The following is a 13,924-nucleotide window of genomic DNA, read 5'->3' as shown; positions in this document are numbered from 1 at the left end:
AGGAAACGCCCAAGGAGGGCATGGACAGGAAAACCTGTCCGAGAACAAATCTATTGTGCGATGCACAAATGTCAATCGACTTCAGGCTTTTTTAATTCACAGTGAATGGGAAATTGCGTTTCGGTGGCGTTTGCGTGACATTCAGGCAACAGTTGCCGCGGCGCTAAAGTGATCCCTCCCCTTGTTCCGGCAGGAAATCATCGGCAAAGGACGGCATGCTGCAAAGCGGGAGAATCAGTTGGACATCAGCATCGACTTTATCCGGCGCATCGCGCATGCCGCCGCCGCCGAGACCTTGCCGCGCTTCCGCAGCCAGGGCGCGGTAACCAACAAGGAGGCTGGCAGCTTCGATCCGGTCACCGAAGCCGATCGCGAGGCCGAGCGGGCGATCCGCGCACTGATATCGGCCGAGTATCCCGATCACGGCATTCTCGGCGAGGAGCACGGCAGCGAGAACATCTCCAGCCGGCATGTCTGGGTGATCGATCCGATCGACGGCACGCGTGCCTTCATCTCCGGCCTGCCGGTCTGGGGAACGCTGGTCGGACTGACCGTCGAGGGCGACGCCGTCGCCGGGCTGATGTCGCAGCCTTTCACCGGCGAGCTGTTCTATGCCAACGCGTCCGGTTCCCACTATGAGGGTCCGGGCGGGCCGCGCAAGCTTGCGACGCGCAAGACGACCGACCTCGCCAAGGCGACGCTGTTCACGACGACGCCGGCGCTGTTCAAGGGCGAGGCGCGCACGCGCTACGACCAGTTCGAAAAGCAGGTCCAGCTCGCCCGCTACGGCACCGATTGCTATGCCTTCGCCATGGTCGCCGCGGGAAGCGTCGACATCGTCGCCGACCCCGGGCTGAAACCCTATGACATCGTGGCGCTGATCCCGATCATCGAGAAGGCGGGCGGCGTCGTCACCACGTTTGAGGGCGGACCGGCGGAGAAGGGCGGGGACATCCTCGCGGCGGCGACGCCGGAGCTGCACGCGGCGGCGATGGCTGCTCTGCGCGGCTGAGAGCCCGCGGTCGATCCCCGGGCGCGACTGACGGCCGTTGGTCCTGAGAGCAGGCTGTCAGCTGTCCTCGGTCATGGACGCCATGACAGTGCCCGGGCGCTGATCAGGGCGCGTCGCCGGTTCCGGGAATGAAGGCGTCGAAGGCGGCGAGAAGCTGCTCGCGATAGAGGTCCTTCTCCTGCAGGATCTCGTGGCGGGCGCCGTCGATCATCAGCAGCGAGCCGAGGCGCAGGCGCCTGGCATAGGCTTCCACCGCCTTGGTCGAGACGACCTGGTCGGCACCGGCGGCGATCACCAGCATCGGAACCTGGATCGCGCCCATGAAATCCGGATCGCTTATCTTGACGGAGGCCTCGGCCGCCGCCTTCAGCCAGCGGATCGTCGGCCCGCCGAGCGCCAGTTGCGGCCAGGCTTCGTAGATGCCGGTGTTGCGCCGGTAGCGCGCGGGATCCGACGTCACCTTGTTGATCTCGAACGGCGTCGTCTCCTTCGGCCGCGGTCCCATGGCGGCATAGAGCCGGCCAAGGCCGATCGCGCAGAACACCGCGCAGACGCGGCGGACGGTGCTTATCGACACCGGCAGATCGGGCAAGGTCAGGAAAGGCGCGATCAGCACCATGCGCCGCACCCGATTGACCATCGAAGGCGAGGCGAGCAGCGCGACCACCGCCCCGGCGGAATGGGCCAGGATGTAGTAGGGCCCGCGACAGTCAGGCAGCACCACCTCCTCGAAGAACTGCTCGAGATCGCTGGCGTAGTCGCGGAAGCTGCGGACGTAGCCTCGCTGCCGGTCGCCGATCAGCCGGTCGGAGCCGCCCTGGCCGCGCCAGTCGAGCGTGGCGACGCCGAAGCCGCGGCCGCAAAGATCGCGGATGGTCTCGAAATATTTCTCAACGCACTCGTTGCGCCCGGTGAGCAGGACCACGGTGCCCTTGAGCGGGCGGGTGGTGGCGGCAAAGACGCCGTAGCGGATCTTCTTGCGGTCACGCGTGGTGAAGAAGCCGCCGGCGGCGTTCTCCGGCGGCGGATTGTCCGGCGTCTGATAAAAGAGATCCGTCATTCGGCGTTTCGTTCTTTGCTCCGTCGCCCGAGCTGGCGAGGCGTCGCATGGTGATAGACGGCCATGCGGCAAAAGCAAAGGCGTCGCGAAGGCGAGGTGGAGACAACGAACGAGGCCGGAAGCAGCGTTGGCGGCCTCCGGCCTCTGTCGATCCGGGAGGAAGGGACGTTAACACCCGGCTCGGCCTCGTCGCGGCGTCTGTTGGGCGCGCCGCCTGATCCTTGATCCTGGCCACACCCTAACGCCGCCTGGCTGAACGCAGGCCGAAGCCGCGGTTCATCTGCCGTTCATCGAGGCGGAGATGTCGTGTCCGCAAAAAGTCTTGAAATGCCCTTTTGCGCTTCCCAAATGTCTGGTGCGGTCGCCGATGTCGGGACCGCTGGCCCATCCGAAACGCCATTCCGGGTTTCGCAGCGGCCAAACGCAAACTCTGTTGCTCAGTAGGAGAACACCTCATGCGTCACGTAGATTTTTCCCCGCTTTATCGTTCGACCGTCGGTTTCGACCGGCTCTTCACCATGCTCGATTCGCTCGGCCAGCCCGACGGCGCGCAGACCTATCCGCCCTACAACATCGAGCGCACCGGCGAGAACGCCTACCGTATCTCGATGGCGGTTGCCGGCTTCTCGGAAGACGAGATCTCGATCGAGGCCCACCGCAACGTGCTGACTGTCAAGGGTGAGCGCAAGGAAGAGGGCAATGGCGAGGGCTCCGAGCTGCTCTATCGCGGCATTGCGTCCAGGGCTTTCGAGCGGCGTTTCCAGCTCGCCGACCATGTCGAGGTCGAGGGCGCCACGCTGAAGAACGGCCTGCTCTTCGTCGACCTCAAGCGCAACATCCCCGAGGAGCTGAAGCCGCGCAAGATCGCGATCACCCAGTCCTCGGACAAGGCCAGGCAGATCGAGGCCAAGGCGGCCGCCTAAGCGCGGGCTCCAGCCTCAAAAGTCCGTCTCCTCCCGAGACGAAAGCGGCGCCGAAAGGCGCCGCTTTTTGTTTGCGCGGATTTCTGTGCCATCCGCAACAAAGGCTTCTGGCCCTTTTGAAGCAGGCGCCGGCCCAGCATGAAGGGCGATGTCCGATTTTTCCCTGGCGCTGACGGCAACCATCGCCATCACCTTCCTGCTGGCCGGCATGGTCAAGGGCGTGACCGGCATGGGCTTGCCGACGCTGGCGATGGGGCTTCTGGGCACGGTCATGCCGCCTGTCACCGCGGCCTCGCTGCTGATCGTGCCGTCCTTCGTCACCAATGTCTGGCAGCTGTTCGCCGGGTCGAGCTTCGCGTCGATCCTGCGCCGGCTGTGGCTGATGATGGCCGGCATCATGGTCGGCACGATTGCCGGCGCGCGGCTGCTCGCCAGCGACAATGTCAAATGGACGACCGCCGGCCTCGGCGCCGCCCTTGTCCTCTACGCCGCCTACACACTCCTGGCGCGCCAGCCCGGCATTCCGGCCCGGGCAGAGCGCTGGCTGTCGCCCATCATCGGCGTCCTCACCGGCCTCGTCACCGGCGGCACCGGCGTCTTCGTGGTGCCGGCCGTGCCCTACATCCAGGCACTGGGGCTCGGCAGGGACGACCTGATCCAGGCGCTCGGCCTTTCCTTCACCGTGTCCACCATCGCGCTGGCGCTTGGCCTCGCCTCGCACGGAGCGTTCGAGGTGGAGCATCTCGCGATGTCGTCGCTGGCGGTGCTGCCGGCCCTGCTCGGCATGTGGCTCGGCCAGCTGCTCAGGCAGCGCATCAGCCCGGCGACCTTCCGGCGCTGGTTTCTGATCTTCCTGATCGTGCTTGGCCTGGAGCTGCTGGCGCGGCCGTTCCTGGGCTAGCCATTAGCCCTTTGCCGCCAGCACAGCCTCGACATTTTGTCGGTGAACGGCTTCGTATGGCGCGAAATACTCGACGGCCGTCGAGGCAAACATGTCCGCGCCGAAGGTTCTCAGATCCTGCTTGGCCAGGTCAGGCTCTTGCCGGCAGGCAAGGAGTTTTCGAACATAGGCCTGGGTCGCGGCGATAAGGCTTCTGTCATAGCCACCCGCTGCAATTGTTTCGCAGGAACCGTGGTTGGGCAGGATGCGATCGAACCGCCAGCCGGCCATGCGCTCGAGGTCGATCAGATGTTCGGCGAGACGCTCCGGTTCGGAGACATAGGTGATCGAGTCCTCCAGCGTGTCGCCCGCCAGCAACAGGCCGGCATCGGGCATCAGCAGGACCGTCCCGTCATGGCTGTGGATTTCGACCTGGCGGAGTTCGACGGGGATCGCTCCGACGGTCAGATGGAGGTTGTTATCGAATATCCTGTTGGGGAGCACGAGCGGCCTGATCGGCGGGTTGCCGCCTTCGATCTCGGCCCGGCCGCGTTCAAGGGCCGAGGCTGTGAGGCGGTTGGCGATGATCTCGCAATCATGGAACACCTCGTTGCCGGCAATATGATCGTCATGCCAGTGGCTGAGCACGACGCGGATCGAGGTCACGCCCATCTCTTCGAGTGTCCGCCGGACAAGGCGGGCGTGGGGCAGGGATATATGCGTGTCATAGACAAGCGCTTGCGATCCATCGACGATCGCATAGGTGCAAATGCCCAGCGTATAAGCGCCGTCGTCGAGCCAGTTCGGCTCCTCCGACCAGATGCGAACGCCATCGAGGCGGCCATCATAGAAGCCGACAACGTTTGGCGCCGGACGAACCAGCCGCATGGTCGAGCCGAGAGAGGGCCTGGTCATCCGGTTACTCCCGATCGCTGCAACGCTTAAGGGGCGAGCAGTTGCCCGAGGCGATCGATCTCTTCCGTCGCGGTGGCGAAGCTGGCGACGAAACGGTAGATCGCCTCGTTGTCGCCGAGATGGCCGTCAAAACCTTGCGGCACGCCCCATTCGTAGAATTTGGCGCCAGCCGCCTGCAGCCTTTCGGCGATAGCGCGGTCGAGGATGGCGAAAACCTCGTTGGCTTGCGGCAGCCATGCCAGCCTGCCCGTCGGCGCGTCCTCAATCGTCTCGGCCAAATGCGCGGCCATGGCATTGGCATGGCCTGCCATCCGCAGCCAGAGGTCATCGGTGAGATAGGCTTCGAACTGGGCCGAGATGAAGCGGGCCTTGGAGAAGGTCTGGCCGGCGCGCTGGCGAAGCAGGCGCAGGTCCTTGCCGACCTCCGGATTGAAGATCACGACAGCGTCGGCCATCCAGCAGCCGTTCTTGGTGGCGCCGAAGGAGATGATGTCGACGCCGCTCTTCCAGGTCATCTCGGCCGGCGTGACACCGGTCGCGGCGATGGCGTTGGCGAAACGGGCACCGTCCATGTGGAGCGGCAGGCCGTGGCGACGGCTGACCTCGGCGATCGCCTTGACGTCGTCGACAGCGTAGACCGTGCCGACTTCGGTCGCCTGGGTGATGGTCACGGCCATCGGCTGGCCGCCGGGCGCGAGGTCCCGCGAATAGCGCTGGATGGCCTTGTCCAGCGCCTGCGGGTTAATGCGACCCAGAGGCCCGGGCACCGGCATCACGCGCGCGCCGCCCGTGTAGAAACCCATCGCGCCGAATTCATCGACATTCACGTGTGCTTCGGAATGGCAAAGCGCGATGCCGCCGATACGGTTCAACGCCGCCATCGACAACGCGTTCGCCGCCGTGCCGGTGGCGACGAAGAACACCTGAACGTCGCGCTCGAAGATCTCGTTGAAGCGGCGGTAGACGGCGCGGTCCAGGTCTCCGTCGCCATAGGCGGTGGCGATGCCGGCGGCGTGCCGCGAAAGGTTGGCAGAGATGTCGGGATGGACGCCCGCCCAGTTGTCGGATGCAAAGAACATCGAGAGGTCCGTAGCTGATTTGCAGAAGCCGGCGCGACTTGACCGTTTTGGTCTTGCAAGTGCAAGGGGCCAACTGCCGGGAAAGCGGTGATGCCAGCCGAAGCTGAGATCGGCGGACGACTGAACCTTGCGTTGCGCCTCCATCTCACGAAATTTTGTGTCGCATCCCGGCCAAGATTTTTGTGAATCGGTCTTGTGCGGGCGTCTGATTTCTGCCATAAAAAATTTAGGACAGTAGTGCTGTCTTATTTTGTCGCGCAAAACAGGCCGGACTGGCGTATCATATGGGCCATTCCGGCCGTTGCCGCGCGCGACGGGTAGACGGCTCGGCTCTGGCCTGTACGATACCGGATACGACCCAGGCGGCCAGCCGCATGGTTCGGCAAGGATTTCGCAAGACGTGCAGCAAGGATGAAGGGGAAGCAACGCGCTTCCCGAGGCAAACCAGCGCCCGAAGGGCTGGGAACGGAGGATAGGACGATGACGGAATTGACGCCATCTGCGATCAACGGCCGGGCCGCGCAGACGAAAGCGGCAACCGTCAAAAATACCTCCCTGACCAATGCCGGGCGCGCCGCCAACGGTTTCGCCGCCCAGGGCCTTTACGATCCGCGCAATGAGCACGACGCCTGCGGCGTCGGCTTCATCGTCAACATGAAGGGCGTGAAGTCGAACCAGATCGTCAAGGATGGTCTGGCGATGCTGGAGAACCTCACGCATCGCGGCGCCGTCGGCGCCGATCCGCTGGTCGGCGACGGCGCCGGCGTTCTGGTGCAGCTTCCCGACAGCTTCTTCCGCGAGGAGATGGCAGCCAAGGGCATCGACCTGCCGCCGGCGGGCCAATACGGCGTCGGACACTGGTTCATGCCGCAGGACGCGGCGCTGCGCGCCCATATCGAGGACATCATCACCGAATCGGCGCAGTCCGAGGGGCTGCCGCTGATCGGCTTTCGTGACGTTCCGGTCGACAATTCGTCTTTGTCGAAGGCTCCGGACATCGCGGCATCCGAGCCGTTCCACCGGCAGGTCTTCATCGGCCGCACGGCCGACATACCCGACGACGAAGAGTACGAGGCCAGGCTCTATCTGCTGCGCAAGGTCATATCCGGCCGCATCTATGCCGAGAACGACAACAAGGACATCGGCGCCTATTGCGTGTCGCTGTCGGCGCGCACCATCGTCTACAAGGGCATGTTCCTGGCCTACCAGGTCGGCGCCTACTACAGGGATCTCAGCGATCCGCGCTTCGAAACGGCGCTGATCCTGGTCCACCAGCGCTTCTCGACCAACACCTTCCCGTCGTGGAAGCTGGCGCACCCGTACCGCATGGTCGCGCACAACGGCGAAATCAACACCGTGCGCGGCAACAACAACTGGATGGCCGCTCGCCAGGCCTCGGTCGATTCCGAGTTGTTCGGCAACAACATCTCGAAGCTGTGGCCGATCTCCTATGAGGGCCAGTCGGATACGGCGTGCTTCGACAACGCGCTCGAATTCCTGTTCCAGGGCGGCTACAGCCTGAGCCACGCCATGATGATGCTGATCCCGGAAGCCTGGGCCGGCAACAAGCTCATGGATCAAGACCGCAAGGCCTTCTACGAATACCATGCGGCGCTGATGGAGCCGTGGGACGGCCCGGCGGCGGTCGTCTTCACCGACGGACGCCAGATCGGCGCCACGCTCGACCGCAACGGCCTGCGCCCGGCGCGCTATATCGTCACCGATGACGACCGGGTCATCATGGCCTCCGAGGCCGGCGTGCTACCGGTGCCGGAGGAAAAGATCGTCCAGAAGTGGCGGCTGCAGCCCGGCCGCATGCTGCTGATCGACCTGGAGAAGGGCCGCATCATCTCCGACGAGGAGATCAAGTCGGAGATCGCGACCAGGCACCCCTACAAGAATTGGCTCGCCAACACGCAGCTCATCCTGGAAGATTTGAAGCCGGTCGAGCCGCGCGCTTTGCGCAAGGACGTCAGCCTGCTCGATCGGCAGCAGGCGTTCGGCTACAGCCAGGAAGACACCAAGCTGTTGATGTCGCCGATGGCCACCACCGGCCAGGAAGCGGTCGGCTCGATGGGCACCGACACGCCGATCTCGGCGATGTCGGACAAGTCGAAGCTGCTCTACACCTATTTCAAGCAGAACTTCGCACAGGTCACCAATCCGCCGATCGACCCGATCCGCGAGGAGCTGGTGATGAGCCTGGTGTCGTTCATCGGGCCGCGGCCGAACATCTTCGACCTGGTCGGCAATTCGCGCCGCAAGCGGCTCGAGGTGCGCCAGCCGATCCTGACCAATGGCGATCTGGAGAAGATCCGCTCCATCGGCCACACCGAGGATCGTTTCGACACCAAGACGATCGACATCACCTATGGCTCGAACGAAGGCGCTGCGGGCATGCAAGGCGCCATCGACCGGCTCTGCGAGCGCGCCGAGGCGGCGGTTGCCGGCGGCTACAACATCATCATCCTGTCCGACCGCCAGCTCGGGCCGGACCGCATCGCCATCCCGGCGCTGCTGGCGACGGCCGCGGTGCACCACCATCTGATCCGCAAGGGCTTGCGCACCTCGGTTGGCCTGGTGGTCGAATCCGGCGAGCCACGCGAGGTGCATCATTTCTGCTGCCTCGCCGGCTACGGCGCGGAAGCGATCAACCCCTATCTCGCCTTCGACACGCTGCTCGACATGCACAAGCGCGGCGAGCTGCCGGAGGAGGTCGACGCCTACGAAGTGGTCTCGCGCTACATCAAGTCGATCGGCAAGGGCATCCTCAAGGTGATGTCCAAGATGGGCATCTCGACCTACCAGTCCTATTGCGGCGCGCAGATTTTCGACGCCATCGGCCTGAAGTCGGACTTCGTCGAGAAGTACTTCACCGGCACCGCGACGCTGATCGAGGGCGTCGGGCTGGACGAGATCGCGGCCGAGACGCTCAGCCGCCACACCGACGGCTTCGGCAACGATCCGGTGCTGCGCAACGGCCTCGAGGTCGGCGGCGAGTACATGTACCGCATGCGCGGCGAGGCGCATATGTGGTCGCCAGACGCGGTCGCCACGTTGCAGCACGCCGTGCGCCAGGGCTCGTGGGACACGTTCAAGGACTATTCGGCGCAGATCGACAGCGAGACGGCCCGCGCCCAGACCATTCGCGGCCTGTTCAAGATCAGGCTCGCCGAAGAGACCGGCCGCAACAAGGTCGCGCTCAACGAGGTCATGCCGGCGGCAGAGATCGTCAAGCGCTTCTCGACCGGTGCGATGTCGTTCGGCTCGATCTCCAGGGAAGCGCACACGACGCTGGCGCGCGCCATGAACGCCATCGGCGGCAAGTCGAACACCGGCGAGGGCGGCGAAGAGTCGGACCGCTATCTGCCGCTGCCCGGCGGCGGCAAGAATCCCGAGCGCTCGGCGATCAAGCAGGTCGCGTCAGGGCGGTTCGGCGTGACGGCGGAATATCTCGTCAACTCGGACGTCATGCAGATCAAGGTCGCGCAGGGCGCCAAGCCCGGCGAGGGCGGACAGCTGCCCGGACACAAGGTCGACGCGACCATCGCCAAGGTCAGGCATTCGACGCCCGGCGTCGGCCTGATCTCGCCGCCGCCGCATCACGACATCTATTCGATCGAGGATCTGGCGCAGCTCATCTACGACCTGAAGAACGTCAACCCGGCGGCCGACGTCTCGGTCAAGCTGGTGTCGGAGGTCGGCGTCGGCACGGTCGCGGCCGGCGTTGCCAAGGCGCGCGCCGACCACATCACCATCTCGGGCTATGACGGCGGCACCGGCGCTTCGCCGCTGACCTCGCTCAAGCATGCCGGCAGCCCGTGGGAAATGGGCCTCGCCGAGACGCATCAGACGCTGGTGCTCAACGGCCTGAGGTCGCGCGTGGCGCTGCAGGTCGACGGTGGCCTGCGCACCGGGCGCGACGTCATCATCGGCGCGCTGCTCGGCGCCGACGAGTTCGGCTTCTCGACCGCGCCGCTGATCGCGGCCGGCTGCATCATGATGCGCAAGTGCCACCTCAATACCTGCCCGGTCGGCGTGGCGACGCAGGATCCGGTGCTGCGCAAGCGCTTCAAGGGCACGCCCGAGCACGTCATCAACTTCTTCTTCTATGTGGCGGAAGAGGTGCGCGCGCTGCTCGCCGAAATGGGCTTCACCCATCTCGACCAGATCATCGGCGACACCGATCTTCTGGAGAAGCGCGACGTGATCCAGCACTGGAAGGCGCGCGGGCTCGATTTCGGCAAGATGTTCTTCAAGCCCGATGCGCCGCACGAGGCGGTGCACTGGACCGAGCGCCAGAAGCACCCGATCGACGACGTGCTCGACCGCAAGCTGATCGAGCTGGCCAAGCCGGCGCTGGAAGCCAAGCAGGCCGTGTCCATCGAGCTGCCGATCCGCAACGTCGACCGTTCGGCGGGCGCGATGCTGTCGGGCGAAGTGGCCAAACGCTTCAAGCACAAGGGCCTGCGCGAGGACACGATCCAGGTCAAGCTTACCGGCACCGCCGGCCAGTCCTTCGGCGCCTTCCTGGCGCGCGGCGTCTCGTTCGAGCTGGTCGGCGCCGGCAATGACTATGTCGGCAAGGGCCTGTCGGGCGGCCGTATCGTCATCCGCCCGCCGGAAGAGGCCAAGATCGTCGCGGCTGACTCCATCATCGTCGGCAATACTGTGCTTTACGGCGCGACCGAGGGCGAAGCCTATTTCGCCGGCGTCGCCGGCGAGCGCTTCGCGGTGCGCAATTCGGGCGTCGCGGCAGTCGTCGAAGGCGTCGGCGACCATGGCTGCGAATACATGACCGGCGGCATCGTCGTCGTGCTCGGCAAAACGGGGCGCAACTTCGCTGCCGGCATGTCGGGCGGCGTCGCCTATGTGCTGGACGAGAAGGGCGATTTCGCCGAGCGCTGCAACATGGCGATGGTCGAGCTGGAGCCGGTCCCCGAGGAAGACGACCTCATGGAGAAGCTGCTGCATCACGGCGGCGATCTCGACCATAAGGGTCGCGTCGACGTCTCCGGCGACATGACCAGCCATGACGAGGAGCGGCTCTATCAGCTGATCTCGAACCACGTGCATTTCACGGGCTCGGTGCGCGGCCGCGAGATCCTCGACAACTGGACGGCGTTCCGGCCGAAATTCCGGAAAATCATGCCGGTCGAGTATCGCCGCGCGCTGATCGAGATGGAGCGCATGCGCATGAGCGTGGCGGCCGAATAAGCATTGGACGGGCCGGAGAGATGGATCTCCGGCTGCCATCCTCACCAACAATCCTGACCCCGGACTGCGGTTGCCATGGCGGCCTTATGGGGTTAACGGGTGCGCCGACAAGTGCGTGCCTTCGGACAGCAGGGACTGGACTATGGGCAAGGTAACAGGGTTTCTCGAGATCGACCGGCAGGTGCACAAGTACCAGCCGGCCTCCGACCGCATCCGGCATTTCCGCGAATTCACCTTGCCGATGTCGGACAAGGAGGTCGAGAAGCAGGCCGCACGCTGCATGGATTGCGGTATTCCGTTCTGCCACGGGCCGACCGGCTGCCCGATCCACAACCAGATTCCCGACTGGAACGACCTCGTCTACAATGGCGACTGGGACAATGCGATCCGCAACCTGCATTCGACCAACAACTTCCCGGAATTCACCGGCCGCATCTGCCCGGCGCCGTGCGAGGAAGCTTGCACGCTGAACCTCGAGGACATTCCGGTCGCCATCAAGACCGTCGAGCAGGCGATCGCCGACAAGGCCTACGAGACCGGCCATATACGGCCCTATCCGCCGGAGAAGAAGACCGGCAAGCGCGTCGCCGTCATCGGTTCCGGCCCGGCCGGCATGGCGGCGGCCCAGCAGCTCGGCCGCGCCGGCCATGACGTGCATGTCTATGAGCGCGAGAGCCGTCCGGGCGGGCTGATGCGTTACGGCATCCCGGACTTCAAGATCGAGAAGCACTATATCGACCGCCGCATCGAGCAGATGCAGGGCGAGGGCGTGACCTTCCATTGCGGCGTCAATGTCGGCGTCGACAAGCCTGTGGCCGAACTGCTCGCCGAACATGACGCGGTGCTCTATTGCGGCGGCTCGGAAATGCCGCGCGCCGCCAACATCCCGGGCGACGACCTCGGCGGCGTGCATGACGCCATGCCCTATCTGGTGCAGCAGAACCGCCGTGTCGGCGGCGAGCCGATCCAGTCGGTGGCGTGGCCCTCGCATCCGATCATCGCCAGCGGCCAGCATGTCGTCGTCGTCGGTGGCGGCGACACCGCTTCCGACTGCGTCGGCACCGCCTTCCGCCAGGGCGCGGTGCGCGTCACCCAGCTCGATATCCGCCCGCAGCCGCCGGAGAAGGAAGACAAGCTCGCCGTCTGGCCCTACTGGGCGACCAAGATGCGCACCTCGTCCTCGCAGGCCGAGGGCGCCGAGCGCGAGTTCCAGGTGGCAACGCTTGAATTCATCGGCGAGGACGGCCAGCTGACCGGCGTCCGCTGCTGCGAGGTCGACGAGAAGCGCAAGCCGATCGCCGGCACCGAATTCGTCATCCGCGCCGATCTCGCCTTCATCGCCATCGGCTTTGCCGGGCCGGCCGCCACCGGTGTGGCGAGCGAGCTGGATGGGCAGATGAAGATCGTCACCGACAGCCGGCGCTCGAAGAACGTCGAGGCCAATGACCGCGACTACAAGACCAGCGTCGACAGGCTTTACGCGGCGGGCGACGTGCGCCGTGGCCAGTCGCTGGTGGTCTGGGCGATCCGCGAGGGCCGTCAGGCGGCGCGCTCGATCGACGAAGCGCTGATGGGATCGAGCGTGTTGCCTCGTTAAGGGTTGATAGCCGTCGTCGTATCCGGTGTCGCGGCTGACGTTGCGGGCTGGGTTTTCGGCGGCCAGGAGAAATCGTCGGCGCGGCCGGGCGAGGCAGCGGGCGCCTTGCCCTCGATGACGAGTTTTTCGCCGGGCAGGTTCGGATTTGGCTTCGCGGGGGCCGCCGCCCCGAGAAGCTCGGAGCCGCCGTCCAGCGCCGGATCGCCAAGCAGCATCGGCACGGTGCGGTCGATCACGATCGGAGCGGCATTGGGCGCCGGCGCTTCGACCGGGGCGCCCGCCGGCGCGGAGACTGTCGTCACGCTTCCGGGCGCTGCCAGCCCGAGGATCTTGGCCAGCGGCTTTTCGGTGTAGAAGGCAAGCTTGCGCTTGCCGGCCTTGGAGACATTGATGCCGTCGTCCGAGCGCAGCCGCACCGCCTGGCCGTTGATGTCGGGGCCGGTGATGACGAAGGCGCCGTTCTCGTCGACGAAACCGTCCCAGACATCGACGAACTCGCCGCCATGCTTTTCGGCGGCCGAGCGGTAGATGTCGTTGAAGGCCAGCATGTCCGAAGTCATCTTCGGCAACCGGAAAGCCGGCATGCCGACCCACAGGAACGGCACCTTGGCCTCCGCGATGGCCTTGCCCAGCGCATCGGTGCGGCGCTCATATTCCTTGGTCCAGTTCTCGGATCGCGGCTGTTCGCGCACGTCGCCGACCTTCATCTGCTGGCGGTCGTTGGAGCCGAGCATGACGACGACGACCGATGGTTTCTCGGTCTCGATCAGCGTTTTGATCTGTTCTGGCCAGTTGTAGAAATCATCGCGCACGAAGCCGGAAGAACCGTTGCTGCGCACCGCGATCCTGACGCCGGCGTTTTCGGCGAAGGCGGTGTCCAGGCCTTCGCCGAGACCGCTCGCCATGAAATCGCCGACCACCAGCACGGCGCGGGCATCCGGCGTCTTCTCGACGATCGGCGTCTGTGGCTCTGCCGGCAGGCGCGGCTTGGATTTCCTGGTCTTTGCCTTCGGCCTTGCCTTCTGGATGTCGAGCGGCGGCTCGAAGCGCTCGCTGCGGCGCGGGAACAGCAAGTCACGCAGCGACCAGCCGCGGCTCTGCTCCTCCTGCGCCATGGCGGGCGTGTGGAAGGCGCTGGCCGCAGCCACCGCCAGGACGGCGAGGGCCAGGATCAGGATCGGCGTGCGGCGAACGATCGCCCGTATGCGCCCAGCCGAAACCAATCACTTCCTCCGTCCCTG

Annotated in this window: 9 protein-coding genes; 5 read left to right on the top strand and 4 right to left on the bottom strand. The window is 65.2% G+C overall.

What is annotated here, in order from left to right; translation table 11 throughout:
* Positions 1 to 238 precede the first annotated feature (238 nt).
* Positions 239 to 1,012 carry a histidinol-phosphatase gene (gene hisN, locus EN857_RS07810; protein WP_127393616.1) on the top strand — a complete coding sequence of 258 codons (774 nt, stop codon included), beginning with the start codon at positions 239 to 241 and terminating at the stop codon, positions 1,010 to 1,012.
* 103 nt (positions 1,013 to 1,115) lie between these two features.
* Here hisN and EN857_RS07805 read toward each other — a convergent pair whose 3' ends face one another.
* A complete protein-coding gene (locus EN857_RS07805) occupies positions 1,116 to 2,072 on the bottom strand; it encodes an alpha/beta hydrolase (RefSeq protein WP_127393617.1) in 957 nt (318 codons plus the stop codon).
* Between the two features lie 455 nt (positions 2,073 to 2,527).
* Between EN857_RS07805 and EN857_RS07800 the strand changes: the two genes are divergently transcribed.
* Both EN857_RS07800 and EN857_RS07795 read left to right on the top strand, forming a co-directional pair.
* Entirely contained in the window at positions 2,528 to 2,995 is a 468-nt protein-coding gene (locus EN857_RS07800; protein ID WP_126058414.1) for an Hsp20 family protein, read from the top strand.
* Between the two features lie 148 nt (positions 2,996 to 3,143).
* A complete protein-coding gene (locus tag EN857_RS07795) occupies positions 3,144 to 3,896 on the top strand; it encodes a sulfite exporter TauE/SafE family protein (protein WP_127392019.1) in 753 nt (250 codons plus the stop codon).
* Positions 3,897 to 3,899: 3 nt separating this feature from the next.
* Here EN857_RS07795 and EN857_RS07790 read toward each other — a convergent pair whose 3' ends face one another.
* Complete coding sequence (locus EN857_RS07790) at positions 3,900 to 4,790, bottom strand: MBL fold metallo-hydrolase (RefSeq protein ID WP_127392018.1); 891 nt, start codon at positions 4,788 to 4,790, stop codon at positions 3,900 to 3,902.
* Positions 4,791 to 4,816: 26 nt separating this feature from the next.
* Positions 4,817 to 5,869 carry a low specificity L-threonine aldolase gene (locus tag EN857_RS07785; protein WP_127392017.1) on the bottom strand — a complete coding sequence of 351 codons (1,053 nt, stop codon included), beginning with the start codon at positions 5,867 to 5,869 and terminating at the stop codon, positions 4,817 to 4,819.
* Positions 5,870 to 6,349: 480 nt separating this feature from the next.
* Between EN857_RS07785 and gltB the strand changes: the two genes are divergently transcribed.
* On the top strand, positions 6,350 to 11,086 hold the full coding sequence (gltB, locus tag EN857_RS07780) for a glutamate synthase large subunit (protein ID WP_127392016.1): 4,737 nt from the start codon (positions 6,350 to 6,352) through the stop codon (positions 11,084 to 11,086).
* A 142-nt stretch (positions 11,087 to 11,228) separates the two neighbouring features.
* Entirely contained in the window at positions 11,229 to 12,683 is a 1,455-nt protein-coding gene (locus EN857_RS07775; RefSeq protein WP_127392015.1) for a glutamate synthase subunit beta, read from the top strand.
* Here EN857_RS07775 and EN857_RS07770 read toward each other — a convergent pair.
* The gene (locus EN857_RS07770) at positions 12,680 to 13,906 is read right to left on the bottom strand and encodes a DUF459 domain-containing protein (RefSeq protein ID WP_127392014.1); all 1,227 of its coding nucleotides are present in this window, start codon (positions 13,904 to 13,906) and stop codon (positions 12,680 to 12,682) included. The two genes, EN857_RS07775 and EN857_RS07770, sit on opposite strands and share 4 nt — an antisense overlap.
* Positions 13,907 to 13,924 lie beyond the last annotated feature (18 nt).

Origin of the sequence: Mesorhizobium sp. M4B.F.Ca.ET.214.01.1.1 (assembly GCF_004791545.1) — a bacterium.
Taxonomy (GTDB): Bacteria; Pseudomonadota; Alphaproteobacteria; order Rhizobiales; family Rhizobiaceae; genus Mesorhizobium; species Mesorhizobium abyssinicae.
Note: the sequence above shows the minus strand (reverse complement) of the source record. Positions and strands in the feature narration are given on the sequence as shown.